This window comes from Dyadobacter sp. CY347 (assembly GCF_021502655.1).
GTDB lineage: Bacteria > Bacteroidota > Bacteroidia > Cytophagales > Spirosomataceae > Dyadobacter.
The window spans coordinates 599,774-623,591 of record NZ_JAKFFT010000007.1 but is presented as its reverse complement, the minus strand read 5'-3'; the positions used below and the strand labels follow the sequence as shown (position 1 = coordinate 623,591).

At 44.8% G+C, this 23,818-nt stretch carries 19 protein-coding genes; 7 read left to right on the top strand and 12 right to left on the bottom strand.

Annotated features, from left to right (window positions below):
* Nucleotides 1-72 precede the first annotated feature (72 nt).
* The gene (gene kbl / locus L0659_RS18320; RefSeq protein WP_235128045.1) at nucleotides 73-1,257 is read right to left on the bottom strand and encodes a glycine C-acetyltransferase; all 1,185 of its coding nucleotides are present in this window, start codon (nucleotides 1,255-1,257) and stop codon (nucleotides 73-75) included.
* 36 nt (nucleotides 1,258-1,293) lie between these two features.
* Nucleotides 1,294-2,247 (bottom strand): NAD-dependent epimerase/dehydratase family protein, encoded by a 954-nt coding sequence (locus L0659_RS18315; RefSeq protein ID WP_235128044.1) that lies wholly within the window; start codon nucleotides 2,245-2,247, stop codon nucleotides 1,294-1,296.
* 171 nt (nucleotides 2,248-2,418) lie between these two features.
* Here L0659_RS18315 and L0659_RS18310 point away from each other — a divergent pair, with 171 nt between their 5' ends.
* Nucleotides 2,419-2,880 carry an Lrp/AsnC family transcriptional regulator gene (locus tag L0659_RS18310; protein WP_026631284.1) on the top strand — a complete coding sequence of 154 codons (462 nt, stop codon included), beginning with the start codon at nucleotides 2,419-2,421 and terminating at the stop codon, nucleotides 2,878-2,880.
* Here the strand turns inward: L0659_RS18310 and L0659_RS18305 are convergent, their stop codons facing one another.
* The 4 genes from L0659_RS18305 to L0659_RS18290 are packed head-to-tail and all read right to left on the bottom strand — an operon-like array spanning nucleotide 2,881 to nucleotide 9,956.
* The gene (locus tag L0659_RS18305; RefSeq protein ID WP_235128043.1) at nucleotides 2,881-5,274 is read right to left on the bottom strand and encodes a hypothetical protein; all 2,394 of its coding nucleotides are present in this window, start codon (nucleotides 5,272-5,274) and stop codon (nucleotides 2,881-2,883) included.
* 23 nt (nucleotides 5,275-5,297) lie between these two features.
* Nucleotides 5,298-6,449 (bottom strand): DUF4249 domain-containing protein, encoded by a 1,152-nt coding sequence (locus tag L0659_RS18300; protein ID WP_235128042.1) that lies wholly within the window; start codon nucleotides 6,447-6,449, stop codon nucleotides 5,298-5,300.
* A 1-nt stretch (nucleotide 6,450) separates the two neighbouring features.
* Entirely contained in the window at nucleotides 6,451-9,222 is a 2,772-nt protein-coding gene (locus tag L0659_RS18295) for a TonB-dependent receptor (RefSeq protein ID WP_235128041.1), read from the bottom strand.
* Nucleotides 9,219-9,956 carry a hypothetical protein gene (locus L0659_RS18290; protein ID WP_235128040.1) on the bottom strand — a complete coding sequence of 246 codons (738 nt, stop codon included), beginning with the start codon at nucleotides 9,954-9,956 and terminating at the stop codon, nucleotides 9,219-9,221. Before L0659_RS18290 ends, L0659_RS18295 begins: the two co-directional genes overlap by 4 nt.
* A gap of 249 nt (nucleotides 9,957-10,205) precedes the next feature.
* Between L0659_RS18290 and L0659_RS18285 the strand changes: the two genes are divergently transcribed.
* Complete coding sequence (locus tag L0659_RS18285) at nucleotides 10,206-11,267, top strand: NAD-dependent epimerase/dehydratase family protein (protein ID WP_235128039.1); 1,062 nt, start codon at nucleotides 10,206-10,208, stop codon at nucleotides 11,265-11,267.
* Nucleotides 11,267-12,109 (top strand): hydroxymethylglutaryl-CoA lyase, encoded by an 843-nt coding sequence (locus L0659_RS18280; RefSeq protein ID WP_235128038.1) that lies wholly within the window; start codon nucleotides 11,267-11,269, stop codon nucleotides 12,107-12,109. The genes L0659_RS18285 and L0659_RS18280 overlap by 1 nt, the downstream gene beginning before the upstream one ends.
* Nucleotides 12,110-12,113: 4 nt before the next feature.
* Here L0659_RS18280 and L0659_RS18275 read toward each other — a convergent pair whose 3' ends face one another.
* Nucleotides 12,114-13,226 carry a hypothetical protein gene (locus L0659_RS18275; RefSeq protein ID WP_235128037.1) on the bottom strand — a complete coding sequence of 371 codons (1,113 nt, stop codon included), beginning with the start codon at nucleotides 13,224-13,226 and terminating at the stop codon, nucleotides 12,114-12,116.
* A gap of 101 nt (nucleotides 13,227-13,327) precedes the next feature.
* Here L0659_RS18275 and L0659_RS18270 point away from each other — a divergent pair, with 101 nt between their 5' ends.
* The gene (locus tag L0659_RS18270; protein WP_235128036.1) at nucleotides 13,328-13,915 is read left to right on the top strand and encodes a thymidine kinase; all 588 of its coding nucleotides are present in this window, start codon (nucleotides 13,328-13,330) and stop codon (nucleotides 13,913-13,915) included.
* On the top strand, nucleotides 13,912-14,553 hold the full coding sequence (locus tag L0659_RS18265) for a GDSL-type esterase/lipase family protein (RefSeq protein ID WP_235128035.1): 642 nt from the start codon (nucleotides 13,912-13,914) through the stop codon (nucleotides 14,551-14,553). Before L0659_RS18270 ends, L0659_RS18265 begins: the two co-directional genes overlap by 4 nt.
* Before the next feature lie 67 nt (nucleotides 14,554-14,620).
* Here the strand turns inward: L0659_RS18265 and L0659_RS18260 are convergent, their stop codons facing one another.
* Complete coding sequence (locus tag L0659_RS18260) at nucleotides 14,621-15,715, bottom strand: chorismate mutase (protein WP_026631274.1); 1,095 nt, start codon at nucleotides 15,713-15,715, stop codon at nucleotides 14,621-14,623.
* Between the two features lie 188 nt (nucleotides 15,716-15,903).
* Between L0659_RS18260 and L0659_RS18255 the strand changes: the two genes are divergently transcribed.
* Both L0659_RS18255 and L0659_RS18250 read left to right on the top strand, forming a co-directional pair.
* Nucleotides 15,904-17,106: a proline dehydrogenase family protein gene (locus tag L0659_RS18255; protein WP_235128034.1), complete on the top strand. Its 1,203-nt coding sequence runs from the start codon at nucleotides 15,904-15,906 to the stop codon at nucleotides 17,104-17,106.
* Between the two features lie 50 nt (nucleotides 17,107-17,156).
* Entirely contained in the window at nucleotides 17,157-17,978 is an 822-nt protein-coding gene (locus L0659_RS18250; protein WP_235128033.1) for a lipoprotein signal peptidase, read from the top strand.
* A 33-nt stretch (nucleotides 17,979-18,011) separates the two neighbouring features.
* Here L0659_RS18250 and L0659_RS18245 read toward each other — a convergent pair whose 3' ends face one another.
* The 4 genes from L0659_RS18245 to bamA form a co-directional block, all read right to left on the bottom strand.
* A complete protein-coding gene (locus L0659_RS18245) occupies nucleotides 18,012-19,610 on the bottom strand; it encodes a hypothetical protein (RefSeq protein ID WP_235128032.1) in 1,599 nt (532 codons plus the stop codon).
* 256 nt (nucleotides 19,611-19,866) lie between these two features.
* Complete coding sequence (locus L0659_RS18240; protein WP_235128031.1) at nucleotides 19,867-20,541, bottom strand: OmpH family outer membrane protein; 675 nt, start codon at nucleotides 20,539-20,541, stop codon at nucleotides 19,867-19,869.
* A 7-nt stretch (nucleotides 20,542-20,548) separates the two neighbouring features.
* Entirely contained in the window at nucleotides 20,549-21,175 is a 627-nt protein-coding gene (locus tag L0659_RS18235; protein WP_235128030.1) for an OmpH family outer membrane protein, read from the bottom strand.
* Nucleotides 21,176-21,227: 52 nt separating this feature from the next.
* Nucleotides 21,228-23,816, bottom strand: a complete 2,589-nt coding sequence (bamA, locus tag L0659_RS18230) for an outer membrane protein assembly factor BamA (protein ID WP_235128029.1) — start codon at nucleotides 23,814-23,816, stop codon at nucleotides 21,228-21,230.
* Nucleotides 23,817-23,818: the final 2 nt, after the last annotated feature.

Genomic DNA, 23,818 nt, shown 5'->3' with positions numbered 1-23,818 from the left:
GGAGTCGAAGGCGCGTTACCCAGGAGTAGCGCGCCTTCGACTCCGCTCAGGCTGACAGGTGGATGTTAGTCTTTATATTACCCCCAACTCCTTCCCTACCTTGGTAAACGCCTCTACGGCTTTCACCAAATGCTCCTGCTCATGCCCAGCAGAAATCTGAACACGTATGCGGGCCTTGCCCTGTGGCACGACGGGATAGAAAAACCCGATTACATAAATGCCTTCTTCCAATAATTTCGAAGCAAATTCCTGTGCGAGTTTTGCATCATAAAGCATGATCGGCACGATGGGGTGCTCGCCTGGTAAGATATCAAAGCCTGCCTCATTCATCGCTTTGCGGAAATAAGCTGTGTTTTTTTCCAGCTTGTCTCGCAATGCTGTGGATGAAGAAAGCAGATCCAGCACTTTAATGGATGCGCCAACGATGGAAGGCGCTAGTGTGTTGGAGAAAAGATAAGGTCTTGAACGCTGGCGAAGGATTTCAACAATTTCCTTTTTAGCAGCCGTAAAACCGCCCGATGCACCGCCCAATGCCTTTCCGTAAGTGCCTGTGATAATGTCTATCCGGCCCATTACATTGCGGAATTCATGTGAGCCGCGGCCGGTTTTACCCATGAAGCCCGATGCGTGACACTCGTCGATCATGACCATGGCGTTGTTTGTCTCAGCCAGGTCGCAGATCTTGTCGAGCTGTGCGATGGTTCCGTCCATGGAGAACACGCCGTCCGTTACGATCAGGATGCGGCGGCTTCCGGCTGCGTCTTTTAATTGTTGTTCCAAATCGGCCATGTCATTGTGCTTGTAGCGAAAACGTTTCGCTTTACACAACCTGATGCCGTCTATTAAGGAAGCATGATTCAGTTCGTCAGAGATAATGGCGTCCTTTTCATTGAGTAACGGTTCAAAAACGCCACCGTTCGCGTCAAATGCTGCTGCGTAGAGAATGCAGTCTTCCATGCCTAGAAAAGCTGCGGTTTTGCTTTCCAGTTCCTTGTGAATGTCCTGTGTTCCGCAAATAAAACGAACCGAAGACATACCGAATCCGTGTGTGTTAATGGCTTCTATCCCGGCTTTAATCACCTCAGGGTGAGACGAAAGTCCCAGGTAATTGTTAGCGCAAAAGTTAAGCACATCCTTTCCGTCGGTTGCGATCTGAGCGGCCTGTGGGGTGGTGATGACCCTTTCTTTTTTATATAAACCGGCCTCCTTAATGGCTTCCAGTTCCTGATGCAGTTCTTCCTGAATGCTAGCGTTCATAAATCTGATTTTTTAATGTTGATATGTAATCGCCTTTCAGCTTTTAACGGATTGATATTTCTTTTTCAGTTCAGAAATCATTTCATCCGTCATTTTATCCAAATTATAAGCCGGACGCCATCCCCAGTCTTTTCTGGCTTGCGAATCGTCAATTTGTGCAGGCCATGACTCGGCGATTTTCTGGCGGAAATCGGGCTTGTAGGAGATCTTGAAATCGGGAATTACCTTAATAATGCTTGCGGCAACTTCTTCGGGAGAAAAGCTGATCCCAGCAAGATTATAACTCGTTCGTACCGAAATTTTATCCTTAGGCGCTTCCATTAACCGCACCGTTGCGTCCATTGCATCACTAATGTAAATCATCGGAAGCGTTGTTTTGGCTTCCAGAAAACATTCAAATGCTTCGCCCTGCACGGCCTTATGATAAATATCAACCGCATAATCCGTCGTTCCGCCGCCGGGCATTGACTGATAACCAATGATTCCCGGATATCTCAGCGACCGGATATCCATTCCATATCGCTGAAAATAATAATTCGACCAGTTCTCGCCAGCCGCTTTACTGATCCCGTAAACCGTTGCCGGATCCAGATAGGACCATTGCTCTGCCTTTGTATCCACATTATCGCCAAAAACCGCAATGGAACTTGGGTAAAAAACCTTTGCAACATTATTTTCCCGGGCGGCTTCCAGCACATTAAAATACGTTTGCATATTGATATGCCACGTTTTTAATGGTTCCTGCTCCCCTTTCGCGGACAAGATTGCGGCCAGGTGATAAATCTGGGTAACCTTGTATTTTTTTACCAATGCAGCCAAAGCATTGCCATCGGTTGCATCCAGTTTTTCAAAAAGCCCAATTGCGCGATCCGGTTGCCTGATGTCCGACGCAACTACTTTTTCAACTCCATAAATCTCTCTTAAATATTCTACCAGCACCGAACCGATCTGTCCGTTCGCACCGATCACTAATATGCATTCTGATTTCATGACAAGGCAATTTTGATAAAGCTTTAATCACTTGCAATTTCCCCAATTCGAATAATAACTTCAATGTTTAGCCCAATTCACAGGAAATGTTCCTGCACTATTAAAGATTTAAAGAATATATTACTTTTAAACTTCACTTACCTTTTGGCTCACAGTAAATATTCTTGCACTATGGAACAGTTGGACAAAATTGATACCAAGATCCTGCGCATCTTACAAAAAGATGCGAAAAAAACGACCAAAGAAATTGCTACAATGCTAAATCTGACGGTTTCGCCGATCTATGAAAGGATACGAAGACTGGAAAGTTTGGGGTATATCAAACATTACGTGGCGATCCTGGACAAAAAGCTGATCAATAGGCAGGTCACCACCATTTGCCAGGTTTCAATGCGTTACCACAATGAGGCATTCATCGAAAAATTTGAACAGGAAATACAGAATTTGCAGGAAGTCCAGGAATGCTATCATATGGCCGGACAGGTTGATTTTTTACTAAAAATCAATGTCGCCAGTCTCGATGATTATCATGACTTCGTGAAATACAAACTTTCCAAAATCGACAACATTGGCGTGCTTAACAGCACATTTGTACTCAAAGAAATCAAGCATACATCAGAATTTTATATCTGATCAAAGGCTGCTCTTGCCCACGCTGAATGACAGCGTTTTACTTCCCGAAACGCCGGATGGCGTAATTCCCTGGATTACAACCTGATAATTGCCAGTTTGATCGGAAGTATAGAAATCAAGCTTTGCCTTGCCGGAAGCGTCGGTGGTAATGTTGGGCGCCCAATGCAAGAGGTTCCTGAAATCCGGGACGCGGCTGTCTGCATTGCCTTTGTCGTATCGGGGCGAGTAAAATTCGCGTTGCACCTGCACGCCTTCATAAGGCATAACAGTCACTTTCGGATCGAGCTCAAAGCCGGCCAGATCATTGCGATAGGTTGAAAAGCTGGCGATCCCGGTAAAAGTCATCGGCCCAAGGAAATAACGAGAATTCAAGACTTCGATCTTTTTAATCTTCAAAGGATCAATTTCCATGATCTTATCTGTGTCGAAAATGGGAATGCCGTCCAGTAACACGAGCGGGTCGGTGGTGTAAAATGTATTCGGAAGCAGCTTGTCCACCATCCGGAAATGGAATTCTTTTTGACGTTTTCTGACAAGCACCCCGCGGACATATTCCCGCAAAACCTCTTCCATAGTAGGAAAACGGGTAAAATCGTCTAGAAAATATTTTTCATCCGGCACACCGAAAAACGCGACCGAATCTGCTAATGTTGCTTTTTGCTCAACTACAACCGGCGGCAGAAAGACATTGGCGGTCTGCATGTTAATGGCGCGGTTCAGCAATTGATTTTCCCAGGTTTTGCTAAAAATGAATGGTGCGAGTGGTCTGGCTGCGAATTGTTTGAAAAATGGACTGGCAATCTCGATCCGATAGGTAGAATCCATGTCCAGGTTGGTCTGTAAAGTAATTTCTTTTGGCCCTGCAAATTTTCTTACCTCATACATTACATTGCCTTTCTGATCACTTTGAGCAACATATAGCCGCGCCGGAACGTCAAGCGCGGCTAGATAAGTATCAATGCCTTTGCCCGGTGTGCTGTCAATTTTGCTGATAACCCTGCCCTGTATCAAATGTCCGTCAAACTCAGGAAGGAATTCGAATGGAGCAGCCTGGCTTACAAACACATTTTCCCACTTGAACCTGCGCCAGCCGTGCGTGAGCATTAAGTTATCCAGCTGCCGGTCTGTGTCCGCATTGCTATTTGACAAATAATATTCAGGAGATTCCACGCTGCCTTTTAAGTCGGACGAAAGCCATAAGTGGCTCGTAATGTCGGATTGGGGCTGGGTAACGATAGAATCCGTCAGGTAAATCGCAACAGAGACATTGGCCATTTCTCCCGAACCGACTGCTGCGGAAATGTCCATATTTGCTTTTTCTCTTGTTACAAAAGCATTCTTAATCGTTGCCTCAATGGCAAGTTGCTTCGCCGGCCTTTTGAAATACAACCTTTCACAAAGTGGTTTCAGTTTTTCATTGAAGATCGTAATGTGGGAAATCCCTTCTCCAAGTTTTGACTTGTCCACAACGAAAACCGCCCTGTTATTTTTAAGATATTTTCTGTCTGCTGATGGGTTTAGTTGCCGCGTATGGCTCATAAGATAAACCGGCACAGGTTCATCGCTCGTTACATTCGAAGTTACAGTGACTTTCAGCAGTTTACTGGTAGAATCTTTCAACTGCATGACATAACCCTTTTCTTCCGTTTTGGGCAACGGAAACGTGAACTGCTGTCCCTTACCATCTTTTATGACAGCCTTGTAACTCGCCCCGGGTTCGGGTTTGAATGTAAAAAAGCCGATTCCGTTTTTCTCAGGCTGAAATTTCGTAATGCTTTCATTCTGGCTGTTGACAATGTCGCCTGTGAAGCTGATACCAGTGCCTTCTTTGCCAATGGCCCTGAATGCCACTTTACTTTCAATTCCCTGAACTAAATATCCACCTTCGGGAAAAAACTGCACGTCATATTTTTCGGCTTCTTTGGCCAACCTGTCCGGATCGAAGCGCACAAATGGGTTGACGATGGAGATCGAAGATTCGAAGAAATATTCAGGACCGAAATTCTTCATCCAGTTGGTATAGCACCGCACTTTATATTGTCCGCTGGCAATCGTGGATGGGATCAGCACAGAACCATTCCCTTTGCCTTCTGCTATTGAAAATTTCGTTTGGATCAATGCATTGTTTTCAGTATCAAGCACTTCCAGATAAGCCACTTTGCTAACATCCAAGAATTGATGCGAGGCTGCATTCAGATTATATGCCTTAAACCATATCGTCTCCCCGATGAGATACAATGGGCGATCCAGGTGCACATACATTTTTTCCTGCAATGCCTTTTCGGCATATAAGCCAAACCTATACTGGATCGACTTGACCATAGCGTCGTCCTGCGCCTTTGCGGATAAAGCGGCACAGAGCAACATACAGCAGTAGAATAAAATCCGTTTCATAAAATTATATGATCATTAAAATATCATTTCCAAAAAGATGGCCTTGTGGTTGTTCCGCCTTGTGACCTGCAATCGGCACAATCTTCGGAAGAACTCAAAATAAAAGTGCTTCCGCCTGCATCTATATATGAATTCAACAGCACACCGTAGGATTTGTAGGCATCGTCTGGCGTGAGCGTATCGGGCGCAAGACACATCGGTGAACGACCCAATGCAGGCGTCATGAAAATGCGCTGTTTCTGTTCTGTAACCGCGCTGAAATAACCAAAAACCAGCTCCTTGGGATCTCCTGTATTCTTAATGTTACCCGTAACCTGCGAAGGCTGTGGGTCAAACAGACTTCCGGTTCCCTGCGTAGTTTTTGAAAGATCTGTCCAATATTCAAATGCTTCCCGTGACAATGCATACTGCCTGACCAGAATGCTGTATTTAATAAAGAGCTTATTTGTAGAGATGTCAATGATATTGATCGGCAGATCTTTGATTATATCCTGATTCAGCTTGATTGTAGAGCCCAGCTTAATGTCCCTGGATTCCAGTGTGTTCCAGCATGTACTAATGTCATCCCGCCGGGGAACAATTTGGCCTGCCTCCGTATCACGCACCAAACCAGAAAAATAGGCGCTCTTATATTCAAAAGTCTCTTCAAATTTCCATCGGTAAAACCGCGTGTTGTTTGCAGGATCGTGTGTGTTTACGTAAATGATCATTGCATTTCTTCTCAGATCCAGCTTGTACGTCAAACTGTCAATAGGAGGTGTTTGCGTCACAACCACATAATCGGACAAATATTCTCTGCCATTGGACCGGCGAATGTGCAGGCGATATTTGGTGGTCATATTGAAATTTACGGGTGGCAAAAGATAAACACCCTGCCCTTTTTCCTCAAAATCATATTTTTCACCCGTTTCCGCTTCCGCTGAAATTCGCGCGCCTCCTTCTATTACGGGACGTGTGTCGTCATTTGTATTTTGCGTGTTCCGCAATGTGATCCTGCTCGTATCACTTCCCACATTCAGAAATCCGTCCACCACCAGAAAGCTCTCTGTGTTGTTAACTTCCGGCGGAGAAAACGGCTCTATACAGCCATATATAATCAGGATCAGTGCGAGGAAAACCATCGCCTGATAACCCCAGTGCATTTTTTTAACTAAAAACGATTTCCGTGCGACCATTTTAAAATCTGAAATTATAAGTGATGGTCGGGATAGGTTGTCCAAAAATCGAAAGCTGGTATCCGCTTACTTTGCCGCCAACAGTCTGGAAATAAACGGAAGTTGGGTTTTTACGACCCAGCACATTATAGACGGCCAGCGTCCACGAGCTATGCGCCAGCTTTTTAATCCTGTGGTTGCCTTCCAGGTTCAGGGAGACGTCTGTACGGTAGTAATCCGGGATCCTGAACTGGTTTCTATCCGCATAGTAAACGCGCTGCGAGCCATCGATCAGATATTTCCCGATCGGCGGCGTGTACGGCCTTCCGGTGCTGTATGTGAAATTGAAAGAAAAGCTCACCCGGTGCGAAAACCTGTAATTGGAGATCAGTGTAAAATCGTGTGGCTTATCATAGTTACTTGGGTAAAAATTGCCATCATTAGGCGCATCCGGCGACTCACGGTCAATGGCACGCAGCAATGTACGGGCATAAGTGTAACCCACCCAGCCGTTTAGCTTACCCGTCATTTTCTTGATCATAAACTCAACCCCGTATGCTTTGGCTTTCGTGTTCAGCACGGCAGCTTCAATGTTGTGGTTCATGATCAGGGAGTCACCGCCTTTGTAATCCAGGAAGTTTTGAATGTTTTTGTAATAACCTTCCAACGAAACTTCAACCTTATTTCCCCTGAAATTCCGGTATAGCCCAACAGAGATCTGATCACCGATTTGCGGCTTCACATAATTATCGCTGAGTTTCCAGATATCCGTCGGCGAAACCGTCATCGTGTTGGTTAGCAAGTGGATATACTGGCGCAATGTGTTGTAACTCACTTTTAGCGAAAGATTATCGAAAACGCTGTAACGCACCGACGCACGATATTCAGGTCCACCATAGGATTTGATTTTCTTGCCTGCGCCATATTCCTTTACACCATTTTGATAAATGTATTCAATCGGAAGTCCTGGCACATAAGTGTTTACATTCCTTGGCCCTAAATATTGGTAAAATGAATAACGGAGCCCCGCGGTAATCGAAAGTCTTGGGCTAACCTCAAATTTATCCTCAACATAAATGGCGCTTTCTGTGCCCTGCTCAGGTTCCAGCACATCCGGAACGATCAGGGATTCAGTCCCTTTCGGCTGGAATGATCCGGGGTGCAGTTTGTAATAAATTGCGCTCAAACCAAAATCCAACGTATGCTTTGGATGCAGGACATAGCTCAGATCGGCCTTGAAATTGGATTGGTTAATGTCAAATTTGAGATCAAAAGAATTGAGTGGCAAGCCCGCGGCGCCCATGGCATACTGATATTTGGTGTGTGCAGCCGTGAAAACGCTGTATAACCTGTTGTTAAATGTGTGTTTCCATTTTAAAGATGCCAGCTGGTTCTGGTAGGTGTAAAGTGTGTCGCCATACAGCCTGAACCGGTCGTCGCTAATGTATCCGGTCAGAAACAAGCTGTTTTTTTCATTGATCTCATGGCTGATATGCAGGTTTACATCATAAAACGAGGCCGAACTTTTGTTATAATTTTCATTATCCAATCTCTTGATCAGCCAGCTCGAATAAGTGGAGCGGCCTCCCAGCAGAAAGGACGTTTTGTCTTTAACCAATGGCCCTTCTAATGTCAAACGGCCTGTTACCAACCCGATTCCACCCGATGCAACAAACTTTTTCTTATTCCCATCGCGGCTGCTAATGTCCAAAACCGACGCCAGCCTGCCGCCGAACTTGGCCGGGATCGTGCTTTTGTAAAGTTCCACATCCTTTAAAACATCCGGGTTGAATGCTGAAAAGAACCCGAAAAGGTGTGACGGATTGTAAATGACGGCATCATTATATTGGATCAAATTCTGGTCCGTTGAACCGCCGCGCACGTTTAACCCTGTACTGTTTTCACCCACCGACTTGATCCCCGGCAATGTCAGCACCGTACGCAGCAAATCCGTTTCACCGAACACGGTAGGCACTTGTTTCAGGTTTTTAATGGTCAGCTTAACCGTTCCCATTTGGGTTCCTACCACGTTTTTGTCCATCCCGGCCTTTACCGAAACTTCTTTCAATGCGATCACGCTTTCACGCATTTCCACATCCAGTTTTCCATCGGAATAAAGCATTACCTGGCGTTGGGTTTCGCGCATTCCTGTGCTCTTAATGTGCACAAATTGTTTTCCACGCGGGATAGTAAGCGCGTACAAGCCCAGCGCATCCGTAGTAACCCCAATGGATGGTGATGTAATGAACACAGCGGCGCCGATCACCGGCTCGCCGGTCACAGCATTCCGCACATAGCCGGTTATGGTTGAGTTTCCGGGAGTTATGCGGTGTTTTTTGATGCCTATCTCGTGTAATTTACTTTCAGCGGTGGAGAGCAGCCGTTCTTTGGCATCGTTTTCCGGACCGGCGTAGGCGACAGTTCCATTGTCCCCGGCAAGATCGGGCTCAAAAAGTCCGGGCGTGAGCTGCGTAATGATCCGCTGGCCCTGGGTAATGTAAATGCGTTTTTGCGCATCAATGGCATATTCAAATTCCGAGCCCTTAAAAACCTGATCGAGCACATCCCGGATCGTAAGATCTTTGACATTAAGATCCAGCGTGAGGCTGTCGAACTTGGAGGCGTCATAATAGAAATAGTAACCTGTCTGGCTTTCGACTTGCTTTACGAAATCATTAAATCGCGCAGAATCGAGGCGCATTGTGATTGTCTTTTCCGGTGCCGACTGAGCGTAAGCATCTTTGGAAAACAACCCAACACTGAATAAGATAAATAAGGGTAAAAGTATTTTCATTGTTTGGCTAATTTGTCGTAAGTGTCGACAATGGTGACGATGGCAACTTCCCGGTTTTTCCTGAACTTGATTTTCTGGTCTTTCAGCACTTTACGCAATTCCTTTTTGTATTCAGGGAATAAATTCAGCGTTGATTTTTTGGAACTGACGTTATAATAGCGGTCGCCTTTCCTGATATAGAAGTTATTTTTCTGAGGATATAATGCGATAACTGACTTATCCACAATCTTTTCCTGTCGCTGTTTTGACCTGCGGACGATTGTGCGGGATTTACCTTCATACAAAACGTCATAAAAGCCGGTGCGCATCTGCTCATTAATGTCCTTACCCGCTTCGTAACGTACGAAAGTGTGGTTGTCTACTTTAAAATAATCAACCTTTTCGGACTGCAACAGGATGTGATCGCCATTGAAATGCTTGATAATGAGCTCGTCTTTGAATATATCATAAACCATCGGAATGCTGTCGAAGCGCTGGCCGTCGTACATGATCACGCCATTATGCCATTTCCTGAACTCAAAAAACTGGTGTTCTTCCGACCGGTTGTCATAAACGTAATATTGCCGGCCATTGTAGAGGTTTTGCGATTGGCTGGTGGCTTCCTTGTACATCGCTATCGGATATGCGGTTTCTTTGGCCTCCGTTACAGTTGCCTCCGTTACAGCAATGTTTTGCCCAAAAGACTGGAATGCGAGACTAAAAAGAAGAAAAACAGTAAAAGTACAAATACGCATGTAGGGCCGGTTTGTTATTCTTGATTACGAAGGACAGCTAACAAATTGTTACAGTGAGGTATGCTTAAAAGGATGTGAACATAAGTTACATACTACATTCCAAATTTATTCAAATTAATTAGATTTCAATGTTATACATAACAAGTTTTAAATATAAATATTCCTGGCAAATTTATCCGTTCTTATGGAATCCCCTAACTTTGGAAACAGTTTACATCCACACTTTTAGCTTACACATAAAATCGCTTTATGAAAATTTTAATTACCGGAGGAGCCGGTTTCGTAGGTTCCGCATTAGCCATATCCCTGAAAGTAAATTATCCTGATTATCAGGTTTATGCATTGGATAACCTCAAACGCAGAGGTTCCGAGCTGAATTTGAGCAGGCTGAAAGCGCAGGGCATTGAATTCGTCCACGGCGACATCAGGAATAAAGAAGATTTTGACTCTGTTCCGGCAGTTGATGTGGTGATCGAAGCCTCGGCAGAACCATCCGTTTTGGCTGGTCTGGACGGCACGCCAGATTATCTGATCAATACAAACCTTGTTGGGACCATTAATTGCCTTAATTATGCATTAAAGCACAAAGCTGGCTTTATTTTCCTTTCCACGAGCCGGGTTTATCCGATCAAAACCATTGAAACATTAAACTTCGTTGAAGAGGAAACGCGTTTTGCATTGTCGGACGAGCAGCCTGTTGCAGGTGTTTCTTCCAAAGGGATTGCGGAAGATTTCCCGCTGAATGGTGCGCGCTCGTTATACGGAACGACCAAACTGGCTTCTGAGCTCATTATCCAGGAATACAACGAGTTTTACAATCTCAAAACAGTGATTAACCGCTGCGGCGTGATCACAGGTGCGTGGCAAATGGGTAAGGTGGACCAGGGCGTCATGGTGCTTTGGATTGCAAAACATTATTTTGAACAACAACTGGGTTACTTCGGCTACGGCGGAACAGGCAAGCAAATCCGCGATATGCTGCACGTGGCAGACCTTTACCGCCTGATCGACTGGCAGTTGCATAACCTTGATAAAGTAAATGGCGAAATCCTGAATGCAGGAGGCGGCTTGGAAAGCAGCGCATCCTTGCAAGAATTAACGAAAGTATGCCAGGAGGTTACCGGCAAAACGATCCCTATCAAAGTAGTTCCGGAAAACCGCACCGCCGACATCAGACTCTACGTAACGGACAACACAAAAGTAACTGCCCTCACAGGCTGGAAACCCGAAATCGGAATCCGTCAGATCGTAGAGGACATTGCAGCATGGCTGGCTGAAAATGAGAAAGATTTAGCGCCAATATTGAAATAATGAAAATCATCGAATGTCCGCGTGATGCCTGGCAGGGTGTTCATCGCTTTATTCCTACTGAAAAAAAGGCGCATTACATCAATCAGCTGCTGCGGATTGGGTTTGATACCATTGACTTTGGGAGTTTCGTTTCTCCCAAAGCCATGCCACAAGTGAGCGATACGGCTGAACTAATAAGCCAGTTGGATACAGCCGGCTCCTCGACCAGGCTGCTTGCTATCGTTGCTAACGAGCGTGGCGCAATGGATGCATGCCGGTTTCCTCAGATTACCGACATTGGTTATCCTTTTTCTATTTCCGAAACTTTTCAGATCCGTAATGCTAATTCAACCATTAGCGAATCACTGGAAAGAGTAAAGCGCATTGCCGCTTTGGCTGAGGATAATGGCAAAACGCTCGTTATTTATATTTCAATGGGTTTTGGAAATCCATATGGAGACGCCTGGAATGCTGAAATTGTGTTTGAGAACATTGAAAAAGTGGCTCAATTGGGCATACGCACATTTTCTCTGGCGGATACTGTGGGCGTTGCGCGGGAAGATGACATTCGGAATGTATTTTCTCAATTGCTAGCACTCCGGCCAGACCTGGAATTTGGGGCGCATTTTCATACGACCCCCAATCAATGGGAGGAAAAAGTTTCAGCTGCATATGAAGCCGGATGTCGCCGTTTTGACGGTGCAATGCTGGGTTACGGCGGCTGTCCTATGGCGCAGGACGAGCTGGTAGGAAATATGCCGACGGAGAATCTGGTGGAATTTGCAAAACAAAAAAAGGAACTGCTCAATCTGGATTTGCAGGCTTTGCAAAACGCTCGTGAGCAGTTCCTTCAATTGATATAAATGCTTATTGACCTGAGAATTTGCGCTTGACAATCGCTAATAGCGCTGTAACCGCTTCTCCATTCACATCCCAGGCATATTTGGACGCGTAACGATGCCAGATCAGGTTTTGCGCTTCTTCAAAACTTTTCACCATGTCCAGCTCATAAACGGCTTTGTCGAAATGTTCGCTGTTTTTGTCAAAAAGCTGATTAACAAACATAAAGCGCTGCCCCAAAGGAATAGAACCCGCAATGCTTTCAACTTTCACAGGAACGCTTCCGTAGGATTTGTCGTCGTCATGCTTCGGAAGCTCAACTTTGTAACGGTTATTAAGGCTATCTTTTTCAGTGGAATTCGTTTTCGCAATAATTTCACCGATCACTGCCGAAGCTGGTTCTGCGCGTGGCGGTGCAGGCTTAGCAGGCGCTTCCAGCTCATTGAATGCTGAATCGAAAAACGATTTAGACTCATTTCTTCCGCTGGGTGATGTATTCCTTCCACTTTCGGAAATGCGCAGATCCGTCAAATTGAGTGGGAACACATCTGAGAATTGTAGCAAATAAGTCTCCGTATCGTCGATCAGGTCCGGATTGCCTTTTAATTCATACAACCAGCTAACAGCCTGCGTCTGATAGACCGAATCCGAGCCGCTGTCTGTAAGGCGGGCTAACATTGCCTCTGCCAGTCCGCGGTGAATGTGGGTATATTTCACCAGCTGCTCCGCCTTTTCAAGCGTAAATTCAGCATCCTGCTTTTCCCTGATTTTATCTTCAAAATAACCTTCGGGCGCAAGTAATAACCTGAGTGCATCTTTAACAGAGTCTGACAATATCGGTTCGAGATCGGCGCGTTTAACAGCAATGTGTTGCGAAGCGGTGTTCATAAAATCTTCCAGCGCCCTTTTTACCTCTTCATTCGTAAAATCAAAATAAGGGCTGCGAAACTGCTGTGCATTACTTCTCCAGGCGTCAAATAACCTGTTCAAAATTCCAAGGTTTACTTGTCTTACGGGCGTGAGTTTTAGTAATCCGGCTCCTGAGATCGTATCCTGGTCCCGGTACATCTCATTTAAGATCGTTGTGGTGAACCTGGCAGCGTATTGGTTGAGTGCAATTGAATTCAAATTATCCGGCATAACGAATAAGAGCTTTTGATAACGTCGTGTTTAAAAAAAATGTGCTTGATTTGTAAAGATAAAGAAATTTGCCTGTTCGGCAGCCCAGTATCCCGTCAAACATGTTCATAGAACCGTCGCATAGGAAAGAAAACGAGAGTCCGAGAACGGGCTGGATCGAAGTGATCTGCGGATCCATGTTTTCCGGCAAAACCGAGGAGCTGATCCGCAGACTGAACCGCGCGAAAATAGCCCGGCAACGGATTCAGATTTTCAAGCCTGCGTTGGATAAACGCTATCACGATGAGAACATTGTTTCACATAATGACAATTCGATCCGCTCTATTCCTGTTCAAACGTCGGTTGAAATCCTGGACCTGGCCGAAAACTGTGAGGTCGTAGGGCTCGATGAAGCGCAGTTTTTTGATGAGAAAATTGTGGAAGTGTGCACCTTGCTGGCGGATTCGGGCAAGCGGGTGATTGTAGCGGGCCTAGATATGGATTATATGGGAAAACCATTTGGCTGCATGCCGCAGCTGATGGCCATAGCGGAATTTGTGACCAAAGTGCACGCCATTTGCATGGTTTGCGGTGAAGTGGCGTCCCATTCTTATCGCCTTTCGCCGTCTAATGAACGCGTGTTGTTAGGCGAAACCGATCTTTACGAAGCACGATGCCGCCGCTGCTTCAATTTGGGAGAACAAGTATGAAAACCAGGAAATGGCTTGTCGCGTCCGTTGCGCTCAATGCATTGCTGGTCATTTCAATTTGCGTTTTCTCATACATTTATCGGGACAAGATCATGCAAAGATTCGTAGCCATGAAGGGTAATCCAACCATTGTCATGTATGGCAATTCAATCACAGCGCAGGGAAAATGGACCGCATTGCTTAACCGGACGGATGTCATGAACAACGGACTGCCCGGCATGAGCACTTATCATTTCCTGCAATTGCTTCCTACACATGTTATTAACCTGCATCCGAAGATATGTTTTGTAAAAGGAGGAATTAATGACATTACAGTCGGCGTTTCGCAGGAGCGAATGCAGGGTTATTATAAGGCTATTCTTGACAAAATAATAGAAAGCAAAATCATTCCTGTGGTCACGCTGACAGTCTATGAGCAAAATGATCCTGTTAGCAAAAAGGAAGTAGATACATTAAACGACTTCCTGATTAAATATTGCCAGGAAAATCAAGTCGATTACATTGACCTTAATCCATTTATTTCAGATTCAACGGGTTTGAAAGCTGAGTATGCTGTTGATAAAACACATTTGAACGAGAAGGCTTATGAGATCTGGGCGCGGGAGATCAGGAAAGTTTTGAAGGCGAAGGGAATTTGATCCCACATTATAAAACACAAACGGCCGCTTCTTTCGAAACGGCCGTTTGTGTTATGCTATATTAATGCTAAACATTCACCTGGTTCATCACCTCAGTTTGCTTGCGGATTGATTCCATATGAACAAGTTTGAAAAGCTCGTCTACAAGGTTTGGATACAAATTCATGCTTTTGCCCCATCCTGCGCGTGTTTCCAAAACTTCACGGAAACGGTCAACCTGGTAAGCGGCAACGTTGTTATCGCGTTTGTATTCTGCCAATTTCTCAACCAAAGCCATGCGGTTTGCCAATGTTTCAAGCATTTCGCGGTCCAGGTTGTCAATTTTGCTACGGATAATTTCCAGTTGAGATTGGTAATCGCTGCCGTAAGACTCTTTACGAACATGCAGATCGTGCAACATTTGACCAAGGGCAGCTGGCGTCAACTGCTGAGCAGCATCAGACCAAGCTTTGTCCGGCTCGCGGTGTGATTCGATGATCAAACCTTCGTAGTTCAAATCGAGTGCACGTTGTGCCAATTCATATAAGTAAGCACGCTTTCCGGCCATGTGGCTTGGATCACCGATAACAGGCAACTCAGGGAAAAGTGTTTTCAACTCGATTGCAATGTTCCACATCGGGGAATTACGGAACTTCGTCTCCTGCGCATTGGAAAAACCACGGTGGATAGCACCCAATTTCCTCACGCCAGCCTGGTTCAAACGCTCCAAAGCACCGATCCACAATTGCAGATCCGGGTTTACAGGGTTTTTTACCAAAACAGGAACATCAATGCCTTTCAATGCATCCGCCAGTTCCTGAACATTGAAAGGGTTCACGGTTGTACGCGCGCCAATCCAAAGAATATCCACTCCGTATTTCAATGCTAATTCAATGTGCTGAGGGTTTGCAACTTCAACAGCAACAGGCATTCCGGTTTGTTTCTTTACTTCCTGTAACCAGGGTAAAGCAGCTTCTCCCATGCCTTCAAAACTTCCTGGACGAGTCCTCGGTTTCCAAATTCCCGCACGGATTACGTGCGCAAATCCTTCCTCTTTGATCTGGATTGCGGTTTCTAACATTTGTTCCTCGGTCTCTGCGCTGCAAGGTCCGGCGATTACCAAAGGCTTACCTTCGGTATTGATCCAACTGCTTAACGGAAGGATATCTAAAGAAGCATTCATATTCAAAAACTTGTCCTTAATAAAAAATGATAATTGTAATATTTTGATCCGGTGTTATGCGTATTTCTGGGATTGACGTACATTTGATATAGTAAAAGTCAATCAACTTCTTAATGCGTACTACTTTCTTCCAGTGATTTTAAGCAAATACATTAAATTTTCACTCAGGAAAAACGTATAAATAAAAAATGGCATATCCTTCTCCAAAAGACGAAATACCTGTATTTTTTGAAGATACTTCCGTCGCATTTGCATCCAAATCAGACGCTCAATTACGGAAAACATACTGGTTATTCAGCCTCATGAATCAGGCTCGAGTGGTAAATTTAGGCACTTTTTTTATAAAGCTTGCACTAAAACTTCACTTACCCATAAAAAATGTTATCCGGGTTACCATTTTTGAACAATTCTGTGGCGGTGAGACGATTAGGGACTGCGACTCAACCATTTCGCTACTCGGTCAGTCGGGAATAGGAACGATCCTGGATTATTCCGTCGAAGGTGAAGACGATGAGGCAAGTTTTGATGCAACTACGAACGAAATACTAAAAACGATCGATAAGGCAGCTTCATCAGACACGATCCCGTTCTCCGTATTTAAGGTAACGGGTGTTGCTTCGGCAGATTTATTGGAAAAAATTCAGCGTAACGAAGAGCTTACCAGCGATGAAGAAGCTGCATACACCCGCATTCAGGAACGCATGGAGCAACTCTGCAAGCATGCCTATGACCTGAACGTCCGGATTTTTGTAGACGCAGAGGAAAGCTGGATCCAGGGGATCATTGACGACCTGACTTACAGAATGATGCAGAAGTTCAACCGGGAAAAGGCCATTGTTTACAACACATACCAACTTTACAGGCACGATACGCTGGATGGATTGAAGACGGCTTATCTTATGGCAAGGCAAAGAGGATATTTCCTGGGTGGAAAACTGGTGAGAGGCGCTTACATGGAAAAGGAGCAGCTTCGCGCAAGAGAAAATGAATATTTCAATCCGATCCACGTTTCAAAAGATGCGACTGATAAGGATTACAATCAGGCCATTGATTTCAGCCTGGACCACATTGAGCACGTTTCAATTTGCCTGGGCACGCATAATGAATACAGCTCACAATATTGCGCTGCTAAAATGAAAAAGCTCGGCATCAGCCGGAATGATGACCGGATCTGGTTTGCACAACTGCTCGGCATGAGCGATAACATTTCCTTTAATTTGTCGAAGGCAGGTTATAATGTAGCCAAGTATGTCCCTTATGGCCCTATTGATGCCGTTTTGCCATATCTGATCCGTCGTGCGGAGGAAAATACATCCATTGCCGGACAAAGCAGCAGGGAGTATCTGCTGGTTAAAAGTGAATTGAAGCGGAGGGGAATCGGTTCTTTGTAAGTAACTGATTACTTTCGCATTCCTGAAATTGTCAATTGTTTTAAAAACGAATGAATCAATCCCGAAATCCAACGCCATATTTAGTTTTAAGTTTGCTGCTTATCGTGCTGGACCAGCTTTCCAAGTTCCTGGTTTATAAATATATGGAGCCTGGTTTTTCTGGCCAGATCCCGCTGATCGGCAATTGGTTGAAACTACATTATGTGCTCAATCCGGGAATGGCTTTCGGGATGCAGCTGGGACATGAGTATGGCAAGCTTTTCCTTACATTGTTCCGCCTCGTTGCCATGTGCGCCATTGGCTGGTATTTGATACATCTGGCCCGCTCCGGCGCGTCGAAAGGCTTGTTATGGGCACTCGCTATGATCCTTGCCGGAGCTGTCGGTAATGTGATTGATAGCACATTTTATGGGGTTTTGCTTAAAAATGCGCCTTACGGCTCTCCTACTCCCTGGTTTCACGGCCAGGTGATCGATATGATCTTTGTGGATTTCTGGGAAGGGTTTATTCCGGAATGGATTCCTGTCTGGGGCGGACAATATTATTCAACACCAATCTTCAACATTGCTGATTCATGCATTTTCATCGGCGTTTGCAGCATACTGATATTCCAGGGAAGTTTTCACTCGGATTATAAAGACGAAAATCAAAATGAAACGGATCATAACAATGAACCACAGCAGCACAATGATTCTTTGCAGGACAATGATCCGGAATACAGTAAAGAACCAACGAGCAACTTTACCGAAACTGATCATTACGGCGTGATCGAAACTCCTGATAATCCGCCAATAAGCCCAACCGAAGAGCCATCACCATTTCCGTCCAGACCTATTAAACTGGAAGACGACGAAACGAAAAAAGAGAGCTAAGGCTCTCTTTTTTCGTTTGATATGATCCTGATCTTAATTCTCATCCTTGGACAAAGGCACGAAATCCTTAAATGCCTTTTTCAATGCTGAATCCGTAGCCTCCTTCTTATTTTCCCAATTCGCATCCAGCTCCAACGCTACCAAACCACTCAGGTTCATCAGCGACTTGAATTCATCGAGTTTACGAATGAAGTCCGGCGTGCGTCTTGCTGATTTTTGCGCATATTCCCTCGCAAAAACGTCTCCCTTATTTTGCAATTCATTCTTCTTCTGCAACACGTAATTGAAGCGGTCCAGCAAACCATTTGTGGATTTTCCTATCACTTCTGTCGCTTCCAGCGTTCCTACTGTTGCAACTGTGGTCCCGCCAATCGTTGTAATGTATCCGCGTGCTTTGGGATCATTTTGTGTGAACTGCGGCGCCAGGCCGGTCGTTGCTCCTAACGAAGCATTCAGCAGTGAACGGCTTCTTTTCCCGCGTTTCGCTTTGGAATATGCTTTTTTAAGATAAATTTCTTTTTCCTGCATTTGCTCCAAAAGCCCCCAGGCATTCACTAACGCACCTTTATATAACCCATACACGTAGGCATCGCGAAGACTTTCGTCTACTGTGTTTTTGATCACAAACCGGATTGTCTTCTCCTTTTTGTTCTGCGCTTTGTCCATCACGTAAAAAATGATGTTGAATGCGAGTGTATCGAATGGGTCTTTTACGAAATCATATCCCGGCTCCCAGATGAATTCATAGCTGGTAGGTGCATTCTTCACCAGGGCCTCTTTCGGAACATTCTTATTTTCGGAAATGAATGCGAAGGTGGAAATGTCGTCCTCACCATTCGGATCGGATAATGCAAAACGAAGGTTAATGCGGTTGTTTTCCGCGCTTCTGATGGTGGATACCTGAGGCACGATCGTAAAGTCCGGCGCGAGGTCCATTTGCGTAATGTTCAATCTTAACCTGCCTTTTGTGCGCTCCTTGGAAGGCTGATCCTCCACATAAAACTCAACATATTTCGGCGACTCCTTTAAGATATTGAACTGCTTGGTTGAAGGCTCCCAAACAATTTCACCCGCAGCCGACAGCTTCATCCCTTCCGGCATTTCCTCCAAAATAGGAACAAACACAACAGGATCACCATCCGGGTCACGGACAGAGTTCATGTCAATCTGATACGTGTTCTGGGTTCTATACTGAATGTAAAATGGCTTTAATTCGTCAACCTGTGGGGGGCGGTTTACATGCATTACTTTAAAAACCACTTCCCGGGAAGCACTTTCTCCCGATGTGCTCTGCGCTTCAAATACAACCGGGAAGGACTTAGAAGTGTTGATCCGGTCGGCGATGTCGTAACTTGGTGTCCAGATAAAATGGCCGAGCGAGTCAAATTTCATTTCCTTAAGAAAACCGCTGGAAATGGTGTAACGCACCGAATCACTTTTTCCGCCTCTGGTCTGAAGGTGGAAATTGATCTCTTTCCCTTCGCTCAACACATTCCATTCTGACTCATTAGGGAACACAATCTGCAAGGGGCCGGTCGCAGAACTCTTCATATTATCCTGTCCCTGCGCCTTAGAAAACAATAAAACGGCCGTCAGAAGTATCAGTATTTTATGAATATGTTTTGTAATCATAACTTCAAAAATATAATTAATTCCATGTGTCGAGAAACCCTTTGAGTCTAACGCAAAACTAGCAAATACTATATAGAAAAGCGTTTTGAATAAATTTTAAATTAATATTTGAAAACCAAAGCATGGTTAATCCGGGCGATTTTGGATATTTCAAATAATAGTGCAGTGCTTAACCTTCGGCCTTGTTAAATACAAATACCGGAGGGAGCCATTTTAAAGACTACCCTCCGGTATTATAAGTTCAATGAAGCTGCTACTATTTTTTCTTTGGCGTTGTTGCCGCAGGTGTTGTAGCAGGCGCTGCTGCTCCGGTTTTCGCCGGCGCCGTTACTGGTGCTGCTGTTCCTGGCTTCGCTGCCGCAGGAGCTGCTGCCTCGATTTTGTCAGGATCTACTCCTAATTTTCTTAGGATAAGATTGGTTGCGTTGTTGTCTTCAGAAGCTGCAAACAAAATGATCGGCGTTGTTCCTGCACCTGCATCCATGTTCAGGATGTAAAGGAATCCGCTTTCTTTTCCAACTTCCTGGATAGCATTGTTAACCTTGGTCAAGATTGGTTCAAGCAATTGCTGCTGCTTGGTTTGCAATGATGTCTGTGCATTGTTTTGCATTTCCTGAATTCTGGTTTGCAGGTTTTGCAATTCTTTTTCTTTATCTGCACGGATGACATCAGTCATATTTGCACCATTTTTTTGATAGGCTTCATATTTCTCCTGCGCTTCCTTATAAGTTTCTCCCAATGCTTTATCCAACTGAGCCTTTGTAACTTCAAGCTGGTTCTGCATTACTTTACTTTCTGGTAACTTGCCAATTATATAATCAACATTGGTATAACCGATTTTAGTAAGTCCGCTTGCAGGGGTTGTTTGTGCTAACAGAGGGGTTGTAATAATGGTCATTACGACCAAAAAAGCCATCAATTTTTGTTTCATTGCTTTGTTACTTAAGTTTACTGTTTGTACTTTTTTGTTTTGGTGAGTTTTGTGTCGGTGCCTGTACAGGCGGCTGCTCTGCCTTTCCTACTTTTTCCTCCGCAGCTGCTTTTGTTGCTTTTGGATTGATACCAAGCTCCTCCATCACATAATCCGAGTAATCGTGCTTGGGATTCGTATAAAGCATGCCTACATCGCTGGACTTATCAAACATAAAATCGAGCCTGCGCTGGCTGCAAACTTTGGTCACTGCCCGCTGCACTTTTTCAAGGACAGGCTTCATTAATTCTTTCTTCTTCTGAAACAGAAGTCCTTCCATGCCGAAGATCTTGCTGTTGTATTCTCCGGCTTCGAGCTCCTTTTCTTTAATCTCGCTCTGTCTTTTCCGTTTCAAATCTTCCGTGAGCAGGATCTCCTCGGCCATATAAGCACGCTGCATGCGATCAATCTCCGAAAACTTGTCCTGAATCTCTTTGGCCCACTTATCAGAGAATTTCTTCATCTCTGTTTGTGCCAATTGGTACTCAGGCATTTTACTAGTGATGAATTCCATGTCTGTGTAACCAATCTTTTGCGCCCAGGACGCTGATCCACATAGAATTGACAAAACTAGTAAAATAAAAAACTTCTTCATGCCAGGGAGCTAATAATTTGCAAACTTCTTAACGAAACTACAACCGAAAATATTATCTGATCTGCTGTCCAATTGTAAAATGGAACTGCGGTCCGCTTCGTTTCGGCTCTCCCTGAATTTTGTCAAATCCATAACCCCAGTCGATACCCAAAAGTCCGAATGCAGGCATAAATATACGCGCTCCAACCCCGGCTGAACGTTTCAGATCAAATGGGTTAAACTCTTTATATGTTCCCCAGTTGTTTCCACCTTCCGCGAAACCTAATATAAAGATGGTCGCTTGCGGGTTCAATGAAACAGGGTAACGAAGCTCCATTACATATTTGTTATAAACAATCCCGCCACCAGATGCCGGAAATCCGTCCGCATTCTGCGGCCCTACTTTCTGATCCTGGTAACCGCGCAAACCGATGATATCCTGGTCAGCAAGTGAGAACGATCCTTGTCCTGCCAGGCCTGATCCACCCACGATAAAGCGGCCGAATGGGCTGTAACCTACTTTGTCTCCATATGCTCCCAGGAAACCCATGTGCGTACGGGCGCTTAATACAAGTTTTCCGGTGATGGTCGCATAATAGCTGGCATCGAACATCCATTTGTGATATTCTACCCAACGATAAGTGTCGGTTTTATCAGTAAATTCCTTTTTCCTCAGCAATGAATATGGAGGTGTGAAAGTCCCGCTTAACGAAATGTTGCTTCCGTTTCTTGGGAATTGGAAATCGCTCAGCGTATTTCTTGAAATGGTTGTGTTGAAAGAAATATTGTTTGAAGATCCTGTGTTGTAACCAATCCGGAAAATGTCAAGACTGTCCAAACGGTAACGCTGGTAAGATAGCGAATGGGTCATCACCAGATTGCGATCCGGTTCTTTCAAACGGCGACCAAGAGACAATGTGATACCATTGTTATAGTAACCACCACGGTAATCAATGTTGCGGCTTCCACCGTAGATCGAACGGTAATCTGTCATACGGTAAACGGTGCGCTGCAAGGAAACACCAAAGTTGATCGGCTTCTTCCCGCCCAGCCATGGCTCACTGAATGATAGCGAGTAAGTCTGATATTGCTTTCCGTTCGCCTGGAATCTCAATGATAGTTTTTGACCGTCACCGGAAGGTAATGGCCGCCATGTTTCGCGGTTTGGAATATTTTTTAACGAGAAGTTATTGAATACCAAACCCAATGTTCCCACGAAACCAATGTATCCACCCCATCCACCGGATAATTCAATCTGGTCAGAAGGTTTTTCTTCAACTGTATATTCGATATCCACCGTTCCATCCTGCTGGTTCGGGATCGGGTTGATCTGGATTTTTTCAGGGTCAAAATAGCCCATTTGGGATAACTGACGCTGTGTGTTGATAATTTCGGTCTTACTGAATTTCTGTCCCGGCAATGTGAAAAGCTCCCTTAACACGACGCGGTCACTGGTTTTGGTGTTACCATTCAGCAAAATGCGGTTGATCGTTGCTTGCTTTCCTTCAAACATTCTTAATTCAACGTCGATAGAATCGCCTTCAACGGCTTTTTCAGTAGGCTCAATGCGGAAATACAGGTAACCGTCGTCCATATAAATGGAGCTAACGTCTGCACCTGGAATACCATTAATTTTTTTGTCAAGCTCTTCCGGATTGTAAACGTCGCCTTTCTTGACACCCAGGCGCTCGCTCAGATAAGCCGATGTATAAAGGTAATTTCCGGACCAGCTGATATCGCGATAGAAATACTTGGTCCCCTCGTCGATCTTCATGACAATGCTGATCGTTTCTTCGCCATTTTTGATGGAGTCAAATTCGATCGTTGCATCGCGGTAACCGTTTTTACGATAATAGGCGATCAGTTTTTCCTTGTCTTCGTCGTATTTTTTAGGAATGTATTTGGAGGGGTTGAAAAGGCGGCCAATTCTTTTTTGCTTGGTTCCTTTCATTTTGCGTTTGAGGATCTTGTCGCTCACCGCTGTATTTCCCTCAATGTCAATTTTCTCAATCTTAACTTTCTTTCCTTTCGTAATTGTGAAGTTAAGCGTCGCTTGTCCGCGGGTCGAATCCGGAATTTGCAACACTTTTACTTTAGTGTTGTAAAACCCTTTATCCATGTAATATTTCTTGATAACAAGCTGCGTATTTTTAATTACGGTTGGCGTGATCACGCGTCCTTTAATCAATTTCACCTTATCATTCAATGTTTCGCGCTCTCCTTTGCGGATGCCTGAAAACGAAACTTTGTAAAGTCTTGGACGCTCTTTAATGTGAATGTTCAGCCAGATTTTTTCGCCTTCCACCTTTGTGGCCATGATCTCCACATCATTCAGTGTTCCGAAATCCATCATTCTTCTGATAGACGACGGAATTGCTGGTCCCGGCACACGGATTTTATCCCCGGGCTTCAAACCTGAAATGGAAACCATGGAATTAGGGTCCAGAAACTGGGTCCCTGAGACGGTTACTTCTGCAATGGTGAATTCTTTTGGATTAGCCGGGTCAATTCCCAGATTGGCGGCAGCGGAGGAAGGCTTTGATCCCGCAGCGCCCAGCCCGACCTTTTGTGCATTTGCTGAAAAACACCAGCAAAGCAGGATCAATGCTAAAATACTTTTGAGGTGTGCTAATGATTTATTCAAATTTTTCACAAGGTTCATAT

What these genes read in the sequence shown, in the direction of transcription:
- bamA (WP_235128029.1), bottom strand. Translation starts at nt 23,816, where the DNA reads ATGAACCTTGTGAAAAATTTGAATAAATCATTAGCACACCTCAAAAGT.
- L0659_RS18295 (WP_235128041.1), bottom strand. Translation starts at nt 9,222, where the DNA reads ATGAAAATACTTTTACCCTTATTTATCTTATTCAGTGTTGGGTTGTTT.
- L0659_RS18275 (WP_235128037.1), bottom strand. Translation starts at nt 13,226, where the DNA reads ATGCCGGATAATTTGAATTCAATTGCACTCAACCAATACGCTGCCAGG.
- L0659_RS18305 (WP_235128043.1), bottom strand. Translation starts at nt 5,274, where the DNA reads ATGAAACGGATTTTATTCTACTGCTGTATGTTGCTCTGTGCCGCTTTA.
- L0659_RS18260 (WP_026631274.1), bottom strand. Translation starts at nt 15,715, where the DNA reads ATGAATGCTTCTTTAGATATCCTTCCGTTAAGCAGTTGGATCAATACC.
- L0659_RS18310 (WP_026631284.1), top strand. Translation starts at nt 2,419, where the DNA reads ATGGAACAGTTGGACAAAATTGATACCAAGATCCTGCGCATCTTACAA.
- L0659_RS18265 (WP_235128035.1), top strand. Translation starts at nt 13,912, where the DNA reads ATGAAAACCAGGAAATGGCTTGTCGCGTCCGTTGCGCTCAATGCATTG.
- L0659_RS18280 (WP_235128038.1), top strand. Translation starts at nt 11,267, where the DNA reads ATGAAAATCATCGAATGTCCGCGTGATGCCTGGCAGGGTGTTCATCGC.
- L0659_RS18285 (WP_235128039.1), top strand. Translation starts at nt 10,206, where the DNA reads ATGAAAATTTTAATTACCGGAGGAGCCGGTTTCGTAGGTTCCGCATTA.
- L0659_RS18315 (WP_235128044.1), bottom strand. Translation starts at nt 2,247, where the DNA reads ATGAAATCAGAATGCATATTAGTGATCGGTGCGAACGGACAGATCGGT.
- L0659_RS18270 (WP_235128036.1), top strand. Translation starts at nt 13,328, where the DNA reads ATGTTCATAGAACCGTCGCATAGGAAAGAAAACGAGAGTCCGAGAACG.
- L0659_RS18255 (WP_235128034.1), top strand. Translation starts at nt 15,904, where the DNA reads ATGGCATATCCTTCTCCAAAAGACGAAATACCTGTATTTTTTGAAGAT.
- L0659_RS18245 (WP_235128032.1), bottom strand. Translation starts at nt 19,610, where the DNA reads ATGATTACAAAACATATTCATAAAATACTGATACTTCTGACGGCCGTT.
- L0659_RS18290 (WP_235128040.1), bottom strand. Translation starts at nt 9,956, where the DNA reads ATGCGTATTTGTACTTTTACTGTTTTTCTTCTTTTTAGTCTCGCATTC.
- kbl (WP_235128045.1), bottom strand. Translation starts at nt 1,257, where the DNA reads ATGAACGCTAGCATTCAGGAAGAACTGCATCAGGAACTGGAAGCCATT.
- L0659_RS18240 (WP_235128031.1), bottom strand. Translation starts at nt 20,541, where the DNA reads ATGAAACAAAAATTGATGGCTTTTTTGGTCGTAATGACCATTATTACA.
- L0659_RS18250 (WP_235128033.1), top strand. Translation starts at nt 17,157, where the DNA reads ATGAATCAATCCCGAAATCCAACGCCATATTTAGTTTTAAGTTTGCTG.
- L0659_RS18300 (WP_235128042.1), bottom strand. Translation starts at nt 6,449, where the DNA reads ATGGTCGCACGGAAATCGTTTTTAGTTAAAAAAATGCACTGGGGTTAT.
- L0659_RS18235 (WP_235128030.1), bottom strand. Translation starts at nt 21,175, where the DNA reads ATGAAGAAGTTTTTTATTTTACTAGTTTTGTCAATTCTATGTGGATCA.